This is a genomic window from Thioclava sp. PTB-PU3-1, from assembly GCF_055666785.1.
On record NZ_JBVNVL010000002.1, the window covers coordinates 473,888 to 495,359 of the forward strand.

Annotated in this window: 20 protein-coding genes and 1 tRNA gene; 16 read left to right on the forward strand and 5 right to left on the reverse strand. The window is 64.9% G+C overall.

The window, feature by feature from the left end; all coding sequences use genetic code 11:
- Positions 1 to 14 precede the first annotated feature (14 nt).
- Together nrdR and ribD are read left to right on the forward strand one after the other, a co-directional pair.
- On the forward strand, positions 15 to 485 hold the full coding sequence (gene nrdR / locus ACZ7GB_RS07740; protein ID WP_075774214.1) for a transcriptional regulator NrdR: 471 nt from the start codon (positions 15 to 17) through the stop codon (positions 483 to 485).
- Positions 482 to 1,585: a bifunctional diaminohydroxyphosphoribosylaminopyrimidine deaminase/5-amino-6-(5-phosphoribosylamino)uracil reductase RibD gene (gene ribD, locus ACZ7GB_RS07745; RefSeq protein WP_472158158.1), complete on the forward strand. Its 1,104-nt coding sequence runs from the start codon at positions 482 to 484 to the stop codon at positions 1,583 to 1,585. The genes nrdR and ribD overlap by 4 nt, the downstream gene beginning before the upstream one ends.
- On the opposite strand, the gene ACZ7GB_RS07750 is transcribed toward ribD, so the two are convergent.
- The 3 genes from ACZ7GB_RS07750 to ACZ7GB_RS07760 form a co-directional block, all read right to left on the reverse strand.
- Entirely contained in the window at positions 1,555 to 3,570 is a 2,016-nt protein-coding gene (locus tag ACZ7GB_RS07750) for a capsular polysaccharide biosynthesis protein (RefSeq protein ID WP_472158159.1), read from the reverse strand. The two genes, ribD and ACZ7GB_RS07750, sit on opposite strands and share 31 nt — an antisense overlap.
- Positions 3,570 to 4,694, reverse strand: coding sequence for a polysaccharide biosynthesis/export family protein (locus ACZ7GB_RS07755; RefSeq protein ID WP_472158467.1), 1,125 nt, complete (start codon positions 4,692 to 4,694; stop codon positions 3,570 to 3,572). The genes ACZ7GB_RS07750 and ACZ7GB_RS07755 overlap by 1 nt, the downstream gene beginning before the upstream one ends.
- A gap of 85 nt (positions 4,695 to 4,779) precedes the next feature.
- Positions 4,780 to 6,066: a capsule biosynthesis protein gene (locus ACZ7GB_RS07760; RefSeq protein ID WP_472158160.1), complete on the reverse strand. Its 1,287-nt coding sequence runs from the start codon at positions 6,064 to 6,066 to the stop codon at positions 4,780 to 4,782.
- A gap of 208 nt (positions 6,067 to 6,274) precedes the next feature.
- On the opposite strand from ACZ7GB_RS07760, the gene ACZ7GB_RS07765 reads away from it, so the two are divergent.
- The 6 genes from ACZ7GB_RS07765 (at position 6,275) to ACZ7GB_RS07790 (ending at position 10,415) form a co-directional block, all read left to right on the forward strand.
- A complete protein-coding gene (locus ACZ7GB_RS07765; protein WP_078548165.1) occupies positions 6,275 to 6,898 on the forward strand; it encodes a riboflavin synthase in 624 nt (207 codons plus the stop codon).
- Positions 6,895 to 8,052, forward strand: a complete 1,158-nt coding sequence (gene ribB / locus ACZ7GB_RS07770) for a 3,4-dihydroxy-2-butanone-4-phosphate synthase (RefSeq protein WP_078520343.1) — start codon at positions 6,895 to 6,897, stop codon at positions 8,050 to 8,052. Before ACZ7GB_RS07765 ends, ribB begins: the two co-directional genes overlap by 4 nt.
- Before the next feature lie 3 nt (positions 8,053 to 8,055).
- Positions 8,056 to 8,601 (forward strand): 6,7-dimethyl-8-ribityllumazine synthase, encoded by a 546-nt coding sequence (locus tag ACZ7GB_RS07775; RefSeq protein ID WP_472158161.1) that lies wholly within the window; start codon positions 8,056 to 8,058, stop codon positions 8,599 to 8,601.
- Positions 8,598 to 9,116: a transcription antitermination factor NusB gene (nusB, locus tag ACZ7GB_RS07780; RefSeq protein ID WP_078520341.1), complete on the forward strand. Its 519-nt coding sequence runs from the start codon at positions 8,598 to 8,600 to the stop codon at positions 9,114 to 9,116. The genes ACZ7GB_RS07775 and nusB overlap by 4 nt, the downstream gene beginning before the upstream one ends.
- A gap of 122 nt (positions 9,117 to 9,238) precedes the next feature.
- On the forward strand, positions 9,239 to 9,583 hold the full coding sequence (locus tag ACZ7GB_RS07785; protein ID WP_078541924.1) for a hypothetical protein: 345 nt from the start codon (positions 9,239 to 9,241) through the stop codon (positions 9,581 to 9,583).
- 373 nt (positions 9,584 to 9,956) lie between these two features.
- Positions 9,957 to 10,415: an MmcB family DNA repair protein gene (locus tag ACZ7GB_RS07790; RefSeq protein ID WP_078549754.1), complete on the forward strand. Its 459-nt coding sequence runs from the start codon at positions 9,957 to 9,959 to the stop codon at positions 10,413 to 10,415.
- 3 nt (positions 10,416 to 10,418) lie between these two features.
- On the opposite strand, the gene ACZ7GB_RS07795 is transcribed toward ACZ7GB_RS07790, so the two are convergent.
- A complete protein-coding gene (locus ACZ7GB_RS07795) occupies positions 10,419 to 10,628 on the reverse strand; it encodes a DUF6324 family protein (protein ID WP_078520339.1) in 210 nt (69 codons plus the stop codon).
- A gap of 130 nt (positions 10,629 to 10,758) precedes the next feature.
- Here ACZ7GB_RS07795 and ACZ7GB_RS07800 point away from each other — a divergent pair.
- From ACZ7GB_RS07800 to ACZ7GB_RS07815, 4 genes are all read left to right on the forward strand, one after another.
- Positions 10,759 to 10,835, forward strand: a tRNA-His gene (locus ACZ7GB_RS07800).
- A 99-nt stretch (positions 10,836 to 10,934) separates the two neighbouring features.
- Positions 10,935 to 11,498 (forward strand): PAS domain-containing protein, encoded by a 564-nt coding sequence (locus tag ACZ7GB_RS07805; RefSeq protein WP_472158162.1) that lies wholly within the window; start codon positions 10,935 to 10,937, stop codon positions 11,496 to 11,498.
- 166 nt (positions 11,499 to 11,664) lie between these two features.
- Complete coding sequence (locus ACZ7GB_RS07810) at positions 11,665 to 15,081, forward strand: CheR family methyltransferase (protein WP_472158163.1); 3,417 nt, start codon at positions 11,665 to 11,667, stop codon at positions 15,079 to 15,081.
- Positions 15,056 to 15,445 carry a response regulator gene (locus tag ACZ7GB_RS07815; protein ID WP_208409738.1) on the forward strand — a complete coding sequence of 130 codons (390 nt, stop codon included), beginning with the start codon at positions 15,056 to 15,058 and terminating at the stop codon, positions 15,443 to 15,445. The genes ACZ7GB_RS07810 and ACZ7GB_RS07815 overlap by 26 nt, the downstream gene beginning before the upstream one ends.
- Here the strand turns inward: ACZ7GB_RS07815 and ACZ7GB_RS07820 are convergent.
- A complete protein-coding gene (locus tag ACZ7GB_RS07820) occupies positions 15,429 to 16,325 on the reverse strand; it encodes a LysR substrate-binding domain-containing protein (protein ID WP_472158164.1) in 897 nt (298 codons plus the stop codon). The two genes, ACZ7GB_RS07815 and ACZ7GB_RS07820, sit on opposite strands and share 17 nt — an antisense overlap.
- A gap of 116 nt (positions 16,326 to 16,441) precedes the next feature.
- Between ACZ7GB_RS07820 and ACZ7GB_RS07825 the strand changes: the two genes are divergently transcribed.
- The 4 genes from ACZ7GB_RS07825 (at position 16,442) to ACZ7GB_RS07840 (ending at position 20,953) form a co-directional block, all read left to right on the forward strand.
- On the forward strand, positions 16,442 to 17,506 hold the full coding sequence (locus tag ACZ7GB_RS07825; RefSeq protein WP_472158165.1) for a YeiH family protein: 1,065 nt from the start codon (positions 16,442 to 16,444) through the stop codon (positions 17,504 to 17,506).
- Positions 17,507 to 17,656: 150 nt separating this feature from the next.
- Positions 17,657 to 18,136, forward strand: coding sequence for a MarR family winged helix-turn-helix transcriptional regulator (locus ACZ7GB_RS07830; RefSeq protein ID WP_472158166.1), 480 nt, complete (start codon positions 17,657 to 17,659; stop codon positions 18,134 to 18,136).
- Positions 18,133 to 19,908 carry an MFS transporter gene (locus ACZ7GB_RS07835; RefSeq protein ID WP_472158167.1) on the forward strand — a complete coding sequence of 592 codons (1,776 nt, stop codon included), beginning with the start codon at positions 18,133 to 18,135 and terminating at the stop codon, positions 19,906 to 19,908. The genes ACZ7GB_RS07830 and ACZ7GB_RS07835 overlap by 4 nt, the downstream gene beginning before the upstream one ends.
- Positions 19,909 to 19,912: 4 nt before the next feature.
- The gene (locus ACZ7GB_RS07840) at positions 19,913 to 20,953 is read left to right on the forward strand and encodes an HlyD family secretion protein (protein ID WP_078600010.1); all 1,041 of its coding nucleotides are present in this window, start codon (positions 19,913 to 19,915) and stop codon (positions 20,951 to 20,953) included.
- The last annotated feature ends 519 nt before the right edge of the window (positions 20,954 to 21,472 follow it).

Below are 21,472 nucleotides of genomic sequence, written 5' to 3' on the forward strand. Positions count from 1 at the left end.
ACGGGGGAAAGCGAATGCGCTGCCCATTTTGCGGAAATGTCGATACTCAGGTGAAAGATAGCCGTCCGGCGGAAGATCACGTCGCGATCCGGCGACGTCGGTTCTGCCCAGCCTGCGGCGGTCGTTTCACCACCTACGAACGCGTCCAGCTGCGCGATCTCGTGGTGATCAAGACCTCCGGCAAGCGCGAGGACTTCGATCGCGACAAGCTCGAACGCTCGATCCGGATCGCGATGCAGAAACGCCCGGTCGAACCCGAGCGGATCGACCAGATGATCTCCGGCATCGTGCGGCGTCTGGAAAGCATGGGCGAGACCGACATCTCCTCGAAGGTGATCGGTGAGATCGTGATGGAGACGCTCGCACGGATCGACACGGTCGGCTACGTCCGGTTCGCCAGCGTTTACAAGAACTTCCAGGAAGCGGACGACTTCGACAAGTTCGTCTCCGAATTGCGTCCGCCGGGGGCGGGCGACCCCGAGTGACCGAAGAAGACCGGCGGTTCATGTCGATGGCCCTGACGCTTGCGCGCCGGGGCCTTGGCAATGTCTGGCCGAACCCGGCCGTCGGCTGCGTGATCGTGAACGAGGGGCGCGTCGTCGGGCGCGGCTGGACCCAGCCGGGCGGGCGGCCCCATGCGGAAGTGCGTGCGCTCGCGCAGGCGGGGGAGGCGGCGCGTGGCGCCACGGCCTATGTCACGCTCGAACCCTGCGCCCATTACGGCAAGACGCCGCCCTGCGCGATGGCACTGCGCGAGGCCGGGGTGGCGCGTGTCGTCTCGGCGATGGAAGACCCCGATCCGCGGGTTTCGGGCGGCGGTCATGCGATGCTGCGCGACGCGGGGATCGACGTGGAAACCGGGCTCATGGAGGCGGAGGCGCGCGATCTGCAGGCCGGGTTCCTGAGCCGCGTGACCCGCGCGCGTCCGTGGCTCGCGCTGAAGCTTGCGAGCAGTTTCGACGGGCGCATCGCGACCTCGACCGGCGAGAGCCAATGGATCACCGGGCCGCAATCGCGCGCGCTGGTCCATGCGATGCGCGCCGAGTTCGACGCGGTGATGGTGGGCGGCGGGACCGCACGGGCCGACGATCCGCTGCTGACCGTGCGCAGCTTCACGCCGCTGCGCCAACCTCTGCGGATCGTGGCCTCGGCGGGACTGGATCTACCGCGCAAGCGGCTTGCCGGGTCGCTGGACGTCGCGCCGCTCTGGCTGATCCATGGGGCCGAGGCTCCCGATGAGGCGAAAGATTACTGGCGCGATGCGGGCGCGGAGCTGATCGAGGTGGCCGAGACAGTTGGCGGCGGTCTCGATCCGCTGGCGCTGATGGAGGCTCTGGCCGGGTTCGGCCTGACCCGCGTGTTCTGCGAGGGCGGCGGTAAGTTCGCGGCCTCTCTGATCAATGCCGGGCTGGTGGACGAGCTGATCGGCTTCACGGCGGGCATGGTGCTGGGCGCGGATGGTCGCGCCGGGGTCGGCGATATGGGGCTGAGTGCGCTGGCCTCTGCGCCGCGCTACACGCTGGTCGAAAGCCGCCCCATCGGCGACGACCTGCTTCACCGCTGGCGGCGCCAGAGCCACGCGTAGGACGCGAACACGCCTTGCAGCTTTGCACCGATCCGGTTGAGCGGCCCACGCGGTAGGGCGCGGCCCTCGCTCAGACGATCCAGCGCGACCTCGACCGGGCAGGGCAGCCCGCTGACCGGGTCGAGATAGCGGGGATAGGCGATCAGCGTGGCATGGGTGAGCTGCAGCAGATCGGGGCGCGCCGTTCTGCGCGCCGGAACAGGCCCGAGATCGCACGTCAGCCCCCAGCCTGCATAGAAGGGCGCCCCGAGGGTGGTGACGGCCTTGCCGCGCAAGAGCGCCTCGAAACCGAGGCCGGAGGTCATCGTCCAGATCGCGTCCACCGCGTCGATCAGCGCAGCGGTGTTGGTTTCTGGCAGGATCATATCGGCGTATATCTTCGCCACCTCCTCGGGCACGACGCCGGGACGCAGACCCGCGACGACATCGGGGTGAGGTTTGAAAAGGATAACTGCGTCGGGGTTTTCGGCCCGGGTTCTCTCCAGAAGCATCGCATTTGTGCAAGTCTCCCCCGAGCCGAGGCGGATTGAGGCATCGTCTTCGACCTGTCCGGGCACGAGGATCTTATGGCCTTGGGGCAGTTCGGGAAGCGCGCCGCCGAGATTGTATTTGGTCAGGCCTTCGGTCGTAATCCGTTGGATGAGCTTGCGCACCCGCACCTCGCCACCCGGCGGTAAGGGCTGCGCGATCAGTGCCTCCAGATCGCTGGGACGGGTCGGGTCGTAGAAGATGCCTGTGCGATCCGCGATCAGCGAGAGCGGCGGGACGAGTTCGGCACCGAGGCCACGGGAGCGCAGAAACCCGTCTTCGACGCGGATAGGGGCGCGGTCGTCGTCTGGGGCCGCGCGCGTGGCCCAGTAAAGAAAGGGCCGCGTCGGGTCGGGTGTCTCGCTGAACCGCAGCGACTCGTGATGTCCGAAGAACTTGCGCAGATGCGGGCGTTTCCACAGCGACATGCCGCCCGCGACGTAGCCCTGCCGATCCTCGCGGTAGGCGCGGGTTTCGGCCTCGAGCTGATCCACCGCCTCCTCGAAGCTGCACAGGCGCTTGCGGCAAGGATCGTACCAGATCGGCGCGAGGATATGCGACACCGCGAAAATCTGCGCGCGGGTCAGGCTGCGCGATCTGCGGGGTACGGGGTTTTCGTCCTGCGTGAGCCCCCATCCCCCATAGAACGGTTGGCCGAAGACGCGCGGCTTGTGGCCTGCGAGGATCGCCTCGTAGCCCATGAGCGACGACACGGTATAAACCGCGATCGCGCCTTCGAGCAGGGTCCATGGTGAGACCGGCGCGTCGTAAATCTCGGAATTCGCATCGCAATCTTCCGGCCCGTAATGGCCGCCCCGCAGCCCGGCGCGGGTTTCGGGATGGGTCTTGATAAGGATGTGCGCGCCGGGGTTTTCGATCCGCGCATAGGCCAGCATTTCGCGGAACGTGGCGGCGCTCGCCCCGCCGTGGGTGATCGAGGCATCGTCCCGCGTCTGGTCGATCACCAGAACATAGCCGGGATCGGGGACGGGCAGGTCCGGGTCGAAATCGTTGTATTTCGAGAGCTCCGAGGTTTTCAGCCGGGCGATCCCGTCGCGGGCCCGCTGCAGGACGGCGCTATCGTCGAGCGGCTCGGTCGCGAGGAGATGTTCGAGCCGCGAGGGCTGGGCGCTGTCGAAATGCACGCCCATTGGATCGAGGATCAGGCCCAAAGGCGGCGCGCCGGTCCGGCCCGGGTGGATCGAGCGCAGAAACGCATCCTCCACCCGGATCAGCGGCACGCCGCGCTTGGCGGCCACCGCCTCGCCACGCGCCGCATAGGGCGAGCGGCCCCAGACCATCACGCCATCGTCGGGGCCGGGCAGGCCGAGGCGCGGCGCATGGCCCGCGGCGCGCAAAATCTCGCGCAGGCGCGTCTGGCGCAGCACCCCGCCATTGTAGAAAAAAAGCCGCCGGGGGATCGCCCCGGCGGCCTTCTGGTCTCTGTCGCGGGGCATCAGTTCCCGGCGAGCGTATTGAGCGTGTTCACCGTGCCCAGCGGTTGGGTCAGCGCCGAGAGCGTCTTCTGCCACTGCACGAAGGGCGCCTCGGTGACATAGACCGTGTCGCCGTCGCGGATCGCGAAATCACGCGCCATGAACATGCCGTTGGGCTGGGTCAGGTCGAGCACGTAGATCATGCGCTGATCGCCGACGAGGTCGGTGCGACCAAGCACCTTCATCGCGATATCGGCTGGCTCGTTGCGCAGCACGAAGACGCCGGTCGGATCGGCGAGGTTCGACTGCAAGCCGCCCACCGTTGCGATGGCCTCCAGCGCCGAAAGCGTCTGGGTCTCGAAGGGCACGCGGGCCTGCTTACCGGTCGCGCCGAGCGAGGTGAAGGCGCGCTGGTCCTTCTCGACGAGGATCACGTCGCCATTGCGCAGCGCGATGTCCATCTTGGGGTTCTCGTAGAGATCCTTGAGCCAGATCGAGCCCGACATGCCGCCGCGCGTCACGATGATCTTGGCGACCTCGGGGGGGATCGATACGCCGCCCGCCTTGGCGATCATCGCCGAAAGCGTCCGGGTGGGCCGCTCGATCGGGTAGACGCCTTGACCGTTGATCGCGCCCATCACCGAAACCGTCGCGCCATCGCCGGCCACGCGGGTCACGAGAACCTGCGGGTCCGGCGTTTGCGCGTCGAGCTTGGTAGTGATGATGCGGCGCAGCCCGTCGGGCGTGTTGCCCGCGGCTTTGATGCGGCCCGCATAGGGAACGAAGATGAAGCCCGCGCCATCGACCTGTACCTCTTGCAGCTGGGTCGCGTTGGCGCCCTTGCTGGCGAGCAGCCCGTCATCGACGTTCTCCCAGATCGTCAGCGAAAGCGTGTCGCCCGGGCGGATCGTGTCGGAGCCGATCTGGCCAGCATTGATGAAACTGGAGGTAAAGCCGAGCGCCGGTTGCACGGCGGTTGCGCGGGTGACGAAGTCGTTCACCTTGACGACGAAGGCGTCGCCCTTGCGCATCACGGAGCCCGCGAAGAGTTCGCGCTTGTTGGGGCCAGAGCGGGGAAGACCACAAGATGCGGTCAAAAGCGTGGCGGAAAGGCCCGTCAAAACGGCCCTGCGGGAAGGGGTCATGGTCACTGCTCGAGCTCCTCGTTCGGGATGCTGCTTATCGTTTTGCGACCAAGCTACCGAAGCCTCGGGAAAAAAACGAGAAAAATTATCGTACCACCTGCAACTGTTGCCGTGGGGCCGCGTTGCCTGCGACCAGCGCATCATAGGGATCTTCGGCGGCCAGCATCATGTCGACCACCTGTCGCAGCAGGGCGCGGCGTCCGCGCGCGGAGTAGAAGCCGCCCGGAACCTGGCTCGTTTCCAGCAGGTAGTGACGGTAGTCGCGATAGGCGCGGCTGTCGGGGCGGGCCGGGCTTGCGAAGAAGGCCTCGAGCGGTTGCGCAGAGGTGAATTCCGGCTTGTCGAAGATCGCGCGGCCCAGCGATTTCAGCGGCAGCCCGCGCCAAAGCGCCTGCTGCGCGGCGGTCGAATTCACCGTGACGGCGGAGCGCGCCTGCGCCAGAAGCCCCGCCAGCTTGCCGCCGCGCACGAAATGCACGCGCGACGCCAACCCATGCGCGCGGGCGGCCTTGCGGATCGTTTCGCGTATCGGGGCGCGCCCGTCTTCGAGCGGATGGGCCTTGAAGACGAGGTGATGATGGGGCGGCGCGCCTTTCGCGAAATTCTCCATCACCAGATCGATGAACTCGGTCTGGCTGGTGAAAGGTGAATGCATCCGGAAGCTGGAGTCGTGTTCGAGCTGCAGCAGCACGAGATGATAGGGGAAGCCGCCATGCCGGATGCGTCGCGTCGCGCGTTTGCGCTCCAGCATATGCAGCGGCATCAGCAGCAGGCGGCGCAGCCAGAGGCGGAATTCCTGAAACACCGTGATGTCGCGATGCGGCCGGAAGCGGCGATAGGGGCCGGGGCGGAGCATCACGAAGAAATGGTAGAGCGCGCCGTAGAAAACGTGGTGGCGCATATCGCCCCAGCGGGGCGGCGCGTCGGGAAACTCGATTTCGGACTGGGCAAGCGCGGTGCGCATCTGCGCCACCGACATTTCCATCAGCCGGGAATGCCCATTCGAGCCGCCGCGCTCGTAGGTGACCCAATAGGGGCGGACGTACCCCTCTTCGAAGACATGCACGCACAGGCCCATCGCCTTCGCGACCTCGACGGCCTGCGCATGGATCGGGCGGGTGTCGCCATAGAGCACGAGATCGGTGATGCCTTTCTCGGCGATCAGGTCGCGCAGGTGATCGGCCCAATCCTCCGGAGGGGCGTCGAAACGCAGGTAGGAGGCGCGGTCGAACCAGAAGACCTCATCCCCGCGATTGAAGCCCACGCGCCAGACCGTCGCCCCCGCCTGTCGCAGCATCGCGCCGAGCTGATGAAAGAAGGGGCCGTGGGGCCCCTGCAGCATCAGGAAGTGGCGATTTTCGAAACGGTTCATCCAGTCGTGGGTCCTTGGCCTGCATCCGTGATTGCGCAGGATGCGCGCGAAGTCACGGAGTTTGTGGGGTAATCCCTTAAATATTGGACAATTTTAGGGCAGGCACTGTGCGGGGCTGCGCAGAGTGTGACGGGACGGCGAGGCGCTCATCTCTTGCGAAGGCGCGCCCTGCGGGCTAGCTAAGGTCCGAAATCTGAGGGGATATGCCATGTTCACCGGGATCGTAACCGATATCGGAGAAATTCTGGAGCTGGAGCAGCGCGGCGATCTGCGCGCGCGGATCGGCACAAGCTATGACGTGGGCAGCATCGAGCTGGGCGCGTCGATTGCCTGCGACGGCTGCTGCTTGACTGTGATCGCAACCGGCACAGAGCCGAAAAACTGGTTCGACGTGGAAATCTCCGCCGAGAGCCAGGCCAAGACGAATATCGGCGGTCGCGGCAACGATGCCAGCGGCGGCTGGCAGGTGGGCCAAAAGATCAATCTCGAACGCGCGCTGAAAGTGGGCGACGAGCTGGGCGGTCACATCGTGTCGGGCCATGTCGATGGCGTGGCCGAGATCGTGGCGATGGTGGATGAGGGCGACAGCACGCGCTTCACCTTCCGCGCGCCGGAAGCTCTGGCGAAATACATCGCGCCGAAAGGCTCGGTCGCGCTGAACGGCACCTCGCTGACCGTGAACGAGGTCGATGGCGCGAGCTTCGGCGTCAACATCATCCCGCATACCAAGCAGGTCACCAACTGGGGCCATGCCAAGGCGGGCGACCGGATAAACCTCGAGATCGACACGCTCGCGCGCTATGTCGCGCGGCTGCAGGAGTGGAACGCATGACCACTGACGGCAAACCACTGACCCCGGTCGACAAATCCGGCACCCATGACGTGCCCGGTGAGGTCGAGGAAAGCCTGCGCCACGTGATCGCGCCCGCTGAGGACATTATCGCTGAGGCGAAGGCCGGGCGCATGGTGATCCTCGTCGATCACGAGGATCGCGAGAACGAGGGCGATCTGTATATTCCCGCCGAGAAATGCACCCCCGAGGCGGTGAACTTCATGGCGACCTACGGGCGCGGGCTGATCTGCCTGCCGCTCACCTCGGATCGCGTCGATCAGCTGGGCCTCGCACCGATGGTGCGCGCCAATTCGATGCGCCACGAGACGGCCTTCACCGTCTCGATCGAGGCGCGCGAGAATATCACCACCGGGATTTCCGCCCATGACCGGGCGCAGACGATCAAGGTGGCAATCGACCCGAGCAAAGGCCCGCAAGATATCGCTTCGCCCGGCCACATCTTCCCGCTGCGGGCGCGCGACGGCGGGGTGCTGGTGCGCGCGGGCCATACCGAAGCTGCCGTGGATGTGGCGCGCCTCGCAGGGCTCAAGCCCGCCGGCGTGATTTGTGAGATCATGGGCGATGACGGTCACATGCTGCGCCTGCCGGGGCTGATCGAGTTCGGCAAGAAACACGGGCTGAAGATCGGCACGATCTCGGATCTGATCGCCTATCGCCGCCGTCACGACAATCTCGTGCGCGAGGGCCTGCGCCAGATGGTCACGTCGAGCCATGGCGGTGAGTGGGAGATGCGTGTCTTCACCGATATGGCCGAGGGCGTCGATCACATCGTTCTGGTGAAGGGCGACATTTCAACGCCCGAGCCGGTTCTGGTGCGCACCCACTCGCTCAACATTCTCGACGACGTGCTGGGCATCGGCCCCGGTCCCGCCGACGAAGTGCGTCGCGCTATGGAGATCGTGGCCGAGGAAGGTCGTGGCCTCGTCTGCCTGTTCCGCGACCCGTCTAACCGCCTTCTGCGCGAAGAGGATCAGGGGCCGCGCACGATCAAGCAGATCGGTCTGGGCTCGCAGATCCTGTCCTCGATGGGGCTGCATGACATGATCCTTCTCACCGACAATCCGCAGACGAAATATGTGGGCCTCGACGCTTATGGCCTGCGCATCGTCGGCACCCGACCCATTACGGAGTAAGACATGGCCGGAACCTCGCATTACACGCTCGACCTGCCGAAATTCGACAGCGCGCCGCGGCTGCTGATCGTGGTCGCGCCGTATTATAAGGATATCGCGGATAATCTGATCGCGGGTGCGAAAGCCACGGCCGAAGAAGCGGGCGCCCATGTCGATGTGATCGAGGTGCCCGGCGCTTTGGAAATCCCGACCGCGATCGCGATGGCGGCGCGCATGGCCGATTACGACGGGTTCGTGGCGCTTGGCTGCGTGATCCGTGGCGAGACCACCCATTACGACACCGTCTGCAACGACAGCTCGCGCGGGCTGACGCTGATGGGGCTCGAGGGGATTTGCATCGGCAACGGCATTCTGACGGTCGAAAATTACGAGCAGGCGGCCGTGCGCGCCGACCCTGCCGATCAAAACAAAGGTGGCGGTGCGGCGGCTGCGGCCTTGCATCTCATCTCATTGTCGCGCAAATGGGCGCGCCGGACGAAGGGTATCGGGTTCAAACCCGCCGAATCCTTCCGTATCGCCGGCGACACTGACGGATCGAACAACGCATGACCGACGACGCCTCCTCCGACGCGCCCCAAGACGCACCGAAACCGCGCAAGCTCACCCAAGAGGAGAAGCGCCAGATGAAATCCGCCTCGCGTCTTTACGCGGTTCAGGCGCTTTTTCAGATGGAAGCGGCCGGGCAGGGTGCCGACAAGGTGCGCCGCGAGTTCGAGAATTTCCGCTTTGGCGCCGTGGATGAGGACGGCACCGAAATGGCCGAGGGCAATCTCGACCTGTTCCGCCGTCTGATCGACGATGCGGTGACCTGGCAGGCGAAGATTGACCAGGCGACCGACCGCGCGCTGGTGGCGAAATGGCCGATCGACCGGATCGACCCGGTGCTGCGCGCGCTTTTCCGCGCCGCCGGGGCCGAGCTGATCACCCCCGCGACACCCCCGCGTGTCGTCATCACCGAGTTCGTCGATGTGGCCCGCGCATTCTTCCCCGAAGGCAAAGAGCCGAAATTCGTCAACGCGGTGCTCGATCACATGGCGCGCGCGCTGCAGCCCGACGCGTTCTGAGCGCGCTCACTCGCGACACCATGCCACGGGCAAACGCCCGCTTATCTCGCCTTCGCCGCCCGTTTCCCTGTTTGAAACTTGGGAATATGCACTAGATTGTGAGGTAAGCAGGAGGATTTTTTATGCCCGAACTGGTCCGGCTCTACATCAAGAACGTCGTCATCGGCTTCTTCATCGCGCTCGCCTTCGTTGGCCTTCTTCTCGGCTTCAATGTCGGCAATCTGCGCCACCTGATTTTCACGTCCGATATCGGCTACATCGCGATGGCGCTGCTGGTCGTGTTCAACACGATCGTCTTCTCCGGTGTGCAATTCGCGATCGCGGTCATGCGCATGGCCGAGGATGACGACAGCTCCGGCGGCGGCAAACGCGACGGCATCCCCACCGATATGGCGGCCGAGCATCTGGCGATCCCGGTTCCGGTCGATACGCCCAAGTCGCGCCAGCAGATGCAGCTTCGCCGCTGAACGCATCCACGTCCCGAGACGACAAAAGCCCCGACCGATCCGGCGGGGCTTTTTGCTGTCTTGCGATGGATGGAGTGACGGAAACCGCAGCAGACGTGTAGACGAGAGTTCCCGGAGACCTGAAAAGTCAGGTGGGCGCCAGATACCGAGGCCAGGACCCCGGCAGAGCCAGCTCCCTCAGGAATGGTATAGGCCACTGGAAAAGGGTCTTTCACAGAAAGAGCAGTAACCGTCAGCCCCCCAGATAGGGGTGAAATCGGGTTCCGACAAGGGGGAGAATGAACAGCGCCACTCTAGCGTCCTAGGTGCGGCGGGGAAGGGGCGCGTGCCGGACGGCTGGACTTTTGTTCACACTTCGTTCATGTTTTCCCGCATGACGCAGATTCCGCTTTCCGAACTTCAGCCGGGACAGGTGCTCGCGCGTGGTACGGCCCGCGCGCTGTCCGAGCTGGGGCTCGATAGTTTGCCGGAAATGGTGCTGCGCCCAAGGCTGCGCGCCGATCTGATGGCGATCGACCGGAAGGGCGAAATCTGGATCGTGGAGTGCAAGTCGAGCCGCGCCGATTTCACCTCGGATCGGAAATGGGACGGCTACCTGGAGTGGTGCGACCGCTATTTCTGGGCGGTGGACCAGGATTTCCCCACGGATCTTCTGCCCGAGGGGACGGGGTTGTTCATCGCGGATGGCTACGGGGCCGAGATGATCCGCGAGGCGCCGCTGTCCAAGCTTGCGCCGGCGCGGCGCAAGGCGCTGACGCTCGATTTCGCGCGCGCGTCGGCGCGGCGGTTGCAACGGCTGTGCGATCCGGGCGCGATACCGCCCGGATTTTGAGGCTCAGCGCTTTTTGCCCTTGCCGCCTTTGCTCATTTCGCGCGCGGCTTCGGCGGCTGCCTGCAGTTCTTCGGCGATTTCCATCGCCTCGTCGGGATCGAAATCGAGCGGCAGCTCGACGCCTTCGCCCTCGACATAGATCCGCACCATTCCGAGCGAGGTCGGGCCGATTTGCAGATTCGCGGAGATGTCGCTTTCCTTGTCGATGCTCATCGAAAACTCCTGAGAGGTTGGATGGAAAATGCACCTAACCCCCGCGACGTGCGCAGGCAAGACTTGGTGCGAATTTCTCGTCATCGGACACTTGCATTCCGCGCGCGAGGGGGCTAAATCCCGCGCCAGTGCCGCCTTAGCTCAGTTGGTTAGAGCGCTGGATTGTGGATCCAGAGGTCCCCCGTTCAAGCCGGGGAGGCGGTACCATCCCCCCCTTCAAATCGGTTATCGGTGGTATTTCGCCTCGCGCGCTGGACTTTTCCGCGCAATGATCAATCTTGTTTTCTCAAACGCAGCGGAGGCTTCATGCCCGTTTACACAGATTACGAACTGCCAGATGCGCTGGTCAGCTATTGCGACAAGTCGAATGTCGCGCTGACCATTGCCGCGGCTGATCGGGATGATGTGCCGCTCGTCTACGTGAATCAGGCGTTTCTCAATCTGACCGGCTATTCCGCTGAAGAGGTGCTGGGGCAGAACTGTCGCTTCCTGCAGGCTGGGGCCGCAACCGAGGAAGAACGCTCTGCGATGCGGGAGTTCATCAACGACGAAGAAATTTCCGCGGGCCGTTTCCGCGTCACCAACAGTCGCGCGAATGGCGAAACCTTCCAGAATTTCGTCTTCATGACGCGCCTGCGCGAACCCAGCGGCGATACGCGCTTGTTCCTCGGGTCGCAGTTCGACCTCACTTCCGCGGCGGAACGTCAGAACGTGAAGGTCGATATCGCTGCGCATGACGAGAGCCTGCTGCGCAATGCCGACGATCTCGCCGCGATGTCGCGCGGTTTCGGTCTCGCGATGATCGGCTCTGCCAAGGTTCTGTCGGAGAGCCTCTCCACAATGGCCACGATTATCTACCGCGAGGGCTAAGAATGGCTGCGGCCACGGTTATGTGTTCAGTACTATGTCAAATGTTATTGCAGGGCCCTGAGGCTAGTGACACCGATCTCCGGATGAACTGCAAAGAGAACTATAGAGAAGGGCGCGCAGGCCGCGCCCTTTTGGACGCGCGCTGCGCGGATCGGCGGGCCGTGCAGTGACGGACGCCCCCGAGGATCTATACGTTGTCGGCATCGGCGCCTCCGCTGGTGGGCTTGAAGCGCTTCGCGACCTTCTGGAGCCCGCGCGGGTGGATGACCCCAGCGCCTATGTCGTGGTTCAGCATCTCGATCCGAACCACGAGTCGCTTCTGGCGGAATTGCTCGGCCGGTCGACTTCGCTCGAAGTGCTTCAGGCCGAAGATGGCGCGAAGCTGGAGGCCGGGCATGTCTACACGATCCCGCCGGGTTACGGGCTGGAGGTCGAGAACGGGCGCCTGAAGCTTTCGGAATTCGCCCAACCCCGCGGTCTGCGCCGTCCGATCGACGATTTCTTCGTGTCGCTGGGCCAGGATCTCGGGCGCCGCGCGGTCTGCGTGATCCTGTCGGGCACCGGCACGGATGGCTCTGTCGGGCTGCGGGCGGTGAAGGAGCATGGCGGCTTCTGCATCGCGCAGGATGCCACCGCGCGCTACGATTCCATGCCGAATTCGGCTGTCGCGACCGGGATGGTCGATGTGGTCAGCGCGCCCTCCGACGTGATCGCGCGCATCACCGAGTTCCGCAATGTCGACCCGGATCAGGTGAACACGGCACCGCCGGTCTCCGGCACGCTGGATGAGATTTGCGCGGCGCTGAACCGTCTGACGGGGCATGACTTCGCGCAATACAAGCGCTCGACCCTCGAGCGTCGGATCCAGCGCCGGATGCAGGTCGTGGGTATTCTGCACCCGCGCGAATATCTCGAACGGCTCGAACGCGAAGAAGACGAGCCTCTGGCGCTGCTGGGCGACCTGCTGATCAACGTCACCCGATTCTTCCGGGACAGCGCGCATTTCGAAGCGCTGAACGAGACGGCGATCAAGCCGATGGTCGAGAGCGCCGACGATGGCGGCGCGCTGCGCATCTGGGTGCCGGGTTGTTCGAGTGGCGAGGAAGCCTACACGCTGGCGATGCTCATCGACCGGGCGATCCATGCGAGCGGCAAGGAGATCGATTTTCAGATCTTCGCCACCGATATCGACGAGCGGATGCTCGCGATCGCGCGTGAGGGGCGCTATCCGGTCTCGGTCCTGCTTGACCTGCCCGAAAGGTACCGCGATCTCTACACGATCGGGCGTGAGGGCAATTTCCAGATCACCGCCGCGCTGCGTGACCGGGTGCGCTTCTCGCCGCATTCGCTGATCAAGGACCCGCCGTTCTCGCGGCTCGATCTGGTGTCGTGCCGCAATCTGCTGATCTATTTCGGAGAGAAGTTGCAGGCGCGGGCACTGCCGATCTTCCATTACGCGCTCAATCCGGGCGGCGTTCTCTTCCTCGGCCCATCCGAGACGATCGGGCGGCATGAGGAACTTTTCGATCCCATAGATGGCGCGATGCGCATCTTCCGCAGCATAGGGCCCCGGTCTCCTTATCCGACCGAACTGCCGATGCGCTCCGACCCTCATGCGCGACTTGCGCCACTCCGACCGAAGACGACTGACAGAAGAACCAAAGACTGGAACACGACCTTGGCCAGTAATCGTATCCTCGATCTTTATGCGCCCGCGACGCTGAATGTCGATCGCGACGGGGCGATCCTCGCCGCCACGGGGCGCTTGGGCAAGTATCTTGAGATCGACCCGTCCGAGACCGGGCAGGGCTATGCACAATCGCTCGCGCGCGCGGGCCTGCGCGAGGCGCTCTCTGCGGTGATCCGCGAGTCGGCGGAGCTTGGCACGCGCAAGATCGTGCGCGACGTCGAAGTGATCTCGGAAACCGGGCGGCAGCGTGTCGATGTGCTGGCCGATCCGCTCTCCGACGATACGCTGCTGATCGTTTTCCGCGACCGTGGCCCGTTCGAAGCGTTGGACGAATATGATTTCGACGAGATCGCGCCGTCGGAAAGCCATGTGCAGGTGCTCGAGGCCGAGTTGCGCGCGACCCGCAACCGCCTGCGCACGACGGTCGAAGAGCTGGAGACCGCCAACGAAGAGCTGAAATCCTCGAACGAGGAAATGATGTCGATGAACGAGGAGTTGCAATCGACGAACGAAGAGCTCGCGACGGTCAATGACGAACTCAAGACCAAGGTCGAGGAGCTTTCGACCGCGAATGCCGATCTGCGCAACATCTTCGATTCCAAGCTGCATGCGCTGGTGACGGTCGATCGCAAGCAGCGCCTGCGCAACTTCACCGATGGCGCGAGCGAGATGATCCGCCTGCGCGGCAGCGATCGCGGACGTCCGCTCGACGACATTCAGAACCTGCTCGACACGCCCGAGGTGATGATCGAATTGATTAATACGATCCTTGAAGGCGAATTGCCGCGGCCGCGCCGGGTCAAGTCCACCGAACTGGGCAAGGTCTGGTCGCTCTCCGCGACGCCGTATCTGAATTCGCGCGGCGATGTCGAAGGGGCGACGCTCGTCTTCACCGATATCACCGAGGCACTGCGCCTCGAGACCGAGCTGACGCAGAAGGGCGAGCGGCTGCAACTTGCGCTGGAGATCGCGCAGATCGGGGTCTGGTCGATTATCGAGCCGAGCGGAGACGTTGAAATCGACGAATCCGTCGCCGCCTTCTTCGAACTCGACGCGGCCGGTACCTATCCGATCGCGCGGTTCTTCGAACGTGTCGCAGAGCATGACCGTGCCCGTGTCGAACAGGCGGTGCGCGAGGCCCGCGACAACGGTTCTGAACTGGAAGTCGACTACGAGCTCGACCTCCCCTCCGGCACGAAGCGCCATCTGCGCGCGACGGGCCGGATGATGGGCGAAGGCAAGGAGCACCGCCTGCTGGGGCTCAGCGTCGACATCACCGCCGATGAAGAGGCGGCGCAGATGCGCGAGCTGATGCTGCGCGAGATGAACCACCGGGTGAAGAACCTGTTCTCCATCGTCTCGGGCATGCTGCGCATCGCGGGGCGTTCGGCGGCCAGCCCGCGCGAGTTGGTCGAGGATGTCGGCCAGCGGATCAACGCGCTTGCGCGCTCGCATGATCTGGCCCGCACTCGCACCTCTGGTGCGGCGATCCCGCTGCGCGAGGTGATCGAGACGACTCTGGCCCCCTATGACGACCCGTCGAACTTCCTGATCGATGGGCCGGAGGTTGATGTGCCGACGCATCACCTGACGGCTCTTGCGCTGATTTTCCACGAATGGAGCACCAATGCCGCTAAATATGGGGTATTGGGGCCGCGAGAGGGTGATCTCGAGATCACATGGTCGATGGAAAACGACGATACCGTGATACTTTCGTGGAACGAGCGGTACCGTGAAGCGTTGCAACTCGACACGAACAAACAGGGCTTCGGCTCGACGTTGGTCGATATTTCCGCAAGCCAGATATCGGCGCGGGTCGACACGCGTCAGACACCGGAAAGCCGTTGCAACAGGATTATCTTCGCGCATGAAATCGATGGCGACGCTGACTGAGAAAGCACCGAGCGAGGTGCTCCTTGTCGAAGATGAAGCCGTCGTCGCGCTTGATCTTCAGTTCATGCTCGAGGATCTCGGGATGGAGGTCTGGGGGCCGTGCGCCACCGTGCGCGCGGGGCTGGACCTGGTCCGCGAGCGTCTCCCGGGCGCTGCGATCCTCGACGTGATGCTGGCCGATGGCGAAGTCTACGAGCTGGCCGATCATCTTCACAAGGCGGGCGTACCGCTCCTGTTCCATTCCGGCCATGCCGAGGCCAATCAGCTGCGCGAGCGGTATCCCGGCGCGGCTGTCTGCCCGAAGCCTGCGCTTCCCTCGGAGATCGAGGCGAAGCTCGCGAATTGGTTCATTCCGTCAGAGTGAGATCGTCGAGCTGGGACTGATCGATCCGTGCCAGCAGGTCGCGGGTGGCGTGGCTGACATGGTGGTCGCGGTGACGCAGCGCATAGAAGGGCCGTGGCGCGAGGTGCAAATCCCAGTCCCGGACCGTTCCAAGGCTCAGTGACCGCGCGACGACATGGGCCGAGAGTATGGTGATCCCGGCCCCTGCCTCGACCGCGCTCAGCACCGCCTCGTTCGAGGGCAGGACCAGCGCCGCTGAGAGCGCGCCCGGCGCAACGCCAAGATCGGCAAGGGCCGTTTCCGCGGTAGAGCGCGTGCCAGAGCCCGGCTCGCGCAGCACCCAACTCGCCGCGCTCAGCGCGCGCGCATCCAGCTTGCCGGGGGGCGGCGCGGCGCTGACCAGCATCAGCCGATCCGCCCCGATCTGAACCCGCTCCAGCTTCGCATCCTCGACATCGCCCTCGACCAGCGCGAGATCGTGCAGGCCCGCGCGCAGGCGTTCCGCCGCCTCCTGCGTGTTGCCGATTTCCAGCGTCACCTCGATCCCCGGACGCGCTTGCCGAAAAGCGGCAAGGTAGGGCGGCAGCCAGTAGCCCGCGATGGTCTGGCTGGCGATCAGGCGGATATGCCCGCGTTCGAGGCCGCGGGTCTCTGCAAGCATCGCCTCCGCCTCGGCAAACCGTGCCAGCACCGCGCGCGCCTCGGGCAGAAAGGCCCGGCCTTCCTCGGTCAGCGAAATTCCCCGTCCGATCCGGTCGAACAGCGCGATCTCATGACGCGCCTCGAGCGCCGCGATGGCGGCGGAGGCCGTCGATTGCGTCATGTTCAGCCGGGCGGCGGCGCGGGTCATGTGCTGCTCTTCCGCGACCGCGACGAAAACGCGGAGTTGTTCGGGGGTCATGCGTGTCTCCGGCTCTATCGATCGACAAAAGCGATCATATCGACAAAAACATTTCGTTTGAAGAATGAATTGGTGCGGACAATTACAGGACAAGACCCGACCGAGAGGAGGCCGCCGTGCCGCACCATTCGACCCTTGCCTGCAGCCTTTCCCGCCCGCGGCTTGCGCTTCGCGCCTTCGCGCCGGGGCTTGCGCTAAGCGCCGCTGTCGCCGCGCTCGCGGCCTTGGGCGGTTTGGCTGAGCACGCGCTGTTCGGCGCGGCATGGCTGGAACCGCTGGTGTTGGCGATCCTCATCGGTGCGGTGGTGCGCTCCCTCTGGACGCCGCCTGCGCGTTTCGATGCCGGCATCCGTTTCGCGGCCAAGACGGTGCTGGAGATCGCGATCGTGTTGCTTGGCGCTTCGGTGAGTGCGCAGACGCTTCTATCGGTCGGGCCGGGCCTACTGGGGGGCATCGTCGCGGTGGTCGCGCTGATGGTGCCCGCCGCCTACTTGCTGGGGCGGGCCCTGCGCCTACCGGCCCGCATGGCGCTTCTGATCGCCTGCGGCAACGGTATCTGCGGCAATTCCGCCATCGCCGCCGTCGCCCCGGTGATCGACGCCGACAGCGACGATGTCAGTGCCGCAATCGCGTTCACCGCCGTGCTAGGCGTCGCGGTGGTTCTGCTGCTGCCGGTCGTCGGCCATGTCGCGGGGATGAGCGTGCATGGCTATGGCATCCTGTCGGGGATCACCGTCTACGCGGTGCCGCAGGTTCTGGCTGCCGCAGCGCCGATGGGGGCCGCAGCGATTCAGCTCGGCACGCTGGTGAAGCTGGTGCGAGTCCTGATGCTGGGGCCAATCACGGTGGTTCTGTCGCTTCTCGCGCCGCATCTGCCGGTGGACGGGCGCTCTGTCACGCCGGAGGGACGTGTGCGGCGCGGGCTGATGCCGTCGCTCTTTATCCTCGGGTTTCTCGGGATGATCGTGCTGCGCTCTGCCGGGGCGCTGCCGGAGGTGGCTCTCGCGCCGATGGGGCAGGGGGCGTCCATCCTGACGGTGATCGCGATGGCGGCACTGGGGCTTGGCGTCGATGCGCGGGCGGTGGCAGCCGCCGGGCCGCGTGTGATCGCGACGGTGACGCTGTCGCTCGTCATGCTGGTCGGCGCAGGTCTCGGGCTTGTGACCTTGCTTTCCGCCTGAGCGCTCGCGCTGAATGCACGGCGCGATCCGGGGGCTTTCGCAATTTCGCACGGCCCCCTGTGCGGGCTGCCTGTGTTGATCCTCGCGACCCAGAGGATATGTGGGATGGGATGAAAACGTTAGCAGGCTAACTTTATTCCCGAGGCCCCCATGTCCGACCGCGCCGCCATTACATCCGCACCCACCGAAGCCGCCCGCCGCGACCGTGCCGAGTTGACGCGCACGATGATGCTGCTGGCGCGGTCGGTGCGCGCGATGTTCGACGCGCAGGCGCGGGACATGGGGCTGACCTTCGCGCGGGCGCAGGCGATCCTTGCGATCTCCCGCGACGAGGGGCTGAACCAAACGCAGCTGGCCGAGACGCTGGCGATTGAGACGCCGACGCTGAACCGGACGCTCGACGGGCTGGAAAAGCTCGATTTCGTGGAGCGCCGCGCCGATCCCGACGACAAACGCGTCCGCCAGACTTTCCTCACCGAACATGCCCGCGCAAATGCCTCCGAGATCGAGACCTTCGTCGAGGCGCTTCGCGCGAAGCTCTACGACGGCATCGACGCCGACGAGGTCGCCCGCGCCCGCAAGACGATGGAGCGGATGCAGGCCAATCTCGAAAGGATGCGCGGCCAATGAATTCCCAGATTCGCGACATCAACGGCCCGGATGCGCGTCCGACGGCCGCCGAACCGGTATCGCCGCGCGAGCGCGTGCGGCCCGAGGCGGCTCCGGTCAACGACGCCGAGATCGCGCAGAACGAGGCCGCAGAGGCTGAGACCGCCGAGACGGAGACCGCGCCCCAGCCCGCCGCGCCTGCGGAGCCTGACCATTCCACGCCCAAGCGGCTCGTCTATGCCAGCGCCGCCGTCTTCGTGGCGCTGTCGCAATCGCTTGCCACCGGCTTCGTCTCGGCCAACCTGCCGCAGCTTGCGGGCGATTTGCACGCCACCACGAACCACACCTATTGGGTGATGGCGGCCTTCATGGCACCGCGCGCCTCGATGCCGCTGATGCTGATCCGCATCCGCGACCAGTTCGGCCTGCGCCGCTTCGCCGAGGTCGGGATCGTCTGCTTCGTGCTGGCGATGGTGCTCAATCTCTGGGTGGACGATCTGCATTCCGCGGTCATCGTGGCCTTCCTGAGCGGCTGCGCCGCAGCCCCGTTGTCGAGCCTCGGCTTTCTTTACATGCTGGAGGCCATTCCCGCCGCTCAGCGCCTCAAGGTCGCGATCCCCGCTGTCCTGACGATGATCATGGTGGGCAGGCCCTTGGCGCGGGTGCTGCTGCCCGAACTCACCGCGAATGCCAGTTGGCACGCGGTGAGCCTGTTCCAGATGGGCATGGCGCTGGTGGCGCTGGCACTGATCTTCGCGCTGCCACTGACGCCGCGCCCGCTGCAAAAGGTTCTCAAGCCGCTCGATTTCGTCTCTTTCACGCTGCTCGCGGTTGGCTTCGGTGCATTCACCAGCGTCTTCATGTTCGGTGCGCTCGACTACTGGACGCAGACCGAATGGCTGGGCGTGGCGCTCGTCGCTGCGATCGTGATGGTCGCGGGCGCGGTGCTGATCGAAATGCAGCGGGCCAATCCTCTGATCGATTTTCATTGGTTGCTGAGCCCGCCGATCCTGCATCTGGCGGGGACCCTGCTGGTGTTCCGTATCGCGCTGGCCGAACAAAGCGCGGGCGCCGTCGGTTTCCTGCGCACGATGGGGCTGCAGCCCGGGCAGGAGCAACTGCTGTTCGGGATCATCGCGCTGTCGATGCTGGCCGCGACCGGTGTCCTGATGCTGACCAATAGCGGAGCGCGCGCGCCGCTGTTCCACGGGATCGCGCTGGTGTTGATCGCGGCAGGGGCGTGGCTCGACTCGCAATCGACCGCGCTCACCGGGCCCGAGCAGATGTATCTTAGCCAAGCGATGATCGGCTTTGCCGGTATCCTGTTCCTGCCGCCAGCGATGGCGAAAGGGTTGGGAGCTGCCTTCGCGAAGGGGCCGCACTACCTGCTGAGCTTCGTCGTGCTGTTTCTGGCCACGCAATCCATCGGCGGGGTTATCGGCTCCGGTCTGTTCCGGAGCTTGGTGGTCGACCGCACCGCCTATCACATGGCGCAGCTTTCGCCGCAGATATCGGCCGACAACCCGATGTTGAGCCAGACCCTCGCGCAGAGTGCCGCATCGCTGGGCAGCCAGACTGCGGATGCCGGGGCGCGGGCAGGGGCCGCGCTGTCTTCCGTCGCCTCTACGGTGCAGCAGCAGGCCACTATTCTCGCCTATGACGATGCGTTCCGCGCCGTGTTCTGGTTCGCGCTGGCGGCCTTGGCCGGGCTGATCGCCCATGTCGCCCTGCACCGAAGCTGGCCCCTCCCGCGCCTGCGCCTCACGCCCTCCACCCCTGTTTCTACGAGTTGATCCGATGTCACAGACCCGCCGCTATCTCGCTTCCGCCCTGATCCTTCTCATCGCGCTCGCCGGTGTCGCGACCGTGCTCTATGCATGGCGCCTGCCGCCGTTCCGTTCTGACGTCGCTTGGACCGACAATGCCTATCTGCAGGGCAAAGTTACGCCGATCTCTGCACAGGTCGCGGCCGAGGTCACGGCGGTGCCGGTCAGTGATTTCGAAGAGGTCAAGAAAGGCGACGTGCTGGTGCGTCTCGACGATCGCGCGCTGAAAGCGGCGGTGGAGCAGGCGCAGGCTGCGCTCGAGACGGCGAAGGCCGCGCAGTCGAACGGGGCGCAGGCGGTGAATTCGGCGAAGGCGACGCTCGAGGCTAAGCAGGCTTCGCTCGCCTCGGCGAAAGCAGCTCAAGCCACGGCGCAGACCGCGCGCGACCGGGCGTCAAAACTGACGAAGAAAAGCTATGTCTCGCAATCGGATGCCGATCAGGCGCAGCTTACGCTCGATCAGGCGAAGGCGGGCGTACAGGAGGCGCAAAGCGCCATCGACGTGGCCGAGCAGGCGGTGCAGACGGCGCAGTTGAACAAACGCTCGCTCGCAGCGAAAACCGATGCGGCCCAGGCCGCGCTGGATGCGGCACAGGTGGCGCTCGATCACGCGGTGATCCGTGCGCCCGAGGATGGGCGACTGGGCCAGGTCTCGGCGCGAGTCGGCAAATTCGTCAGCGCCGGATCGACGCTGGTGTCGCTCGTGCCCTCCGATCTCTGGCTGATCGCGAATTACAAGGAGACCCAGCTTGCGGGGCTGCAGATGGGCGAGCCGGTGACTTTCACCGTCGACGCGCTGGGCAAGACGCAATTCAAAGGCCATATCGAGCGGTTCTCGCCCGCGACGGCAGGGCAGTTCAGCCTGCTGTCGGGCTCCAATGCGACGGGCAATTTCACCAAGATCGCGCAGCGCGTGCCGGTACGGATCGCGATCGACCCCGATCAGCCGCAGGCCAAGCGACTGGCTCCGGGCCTGTCTGCCGAGGTCAGTGCCCCGCAGCACGGATCGTGATCCGCCGTCAGCTATGCGGAAGGCGCAGCGCGGCTATGTCGAATAAGCTGTTTCTGCGGCGCAGCATTTGTGCGAAAAAGATTTCAACGCATCGAGCAAATCGTTGCAACAGTTCCTGAGGCTCTCTCCTCCTCCCTGAGCCTCGGAAATTGGCGGTGGCCTCTCTCCTCCTCCCTGAGGTCACCGCCTCCTCCTCCCCTTAGATGACCGACATGCGCCACCAAAACGGCGCCGTTTTCAATTGTGAAAACGCGTTCGAGCTGTTGTTCGGCGCGACCACATGAAGGTCCGGTTGGAATAGTTGGTCAGCGTGATTCCGGCGGCGAAGTGAAGCCGTCCGTCCTCGAGCGAAGGGGGCTGCGATTTGTGGCCGTCGTTTGGGTCGAGAGAGCGCAGCTCTGGAGACGTCGCGTCGCCGCCGCCTGTTACCAAGCCAAGCAGACGACGATCTCACGGCCTGAGCGGCCAGAGAAACCTAAAACAATTCAGTTCTACTGAGAAAAGTGGCTGGGGCGGTAG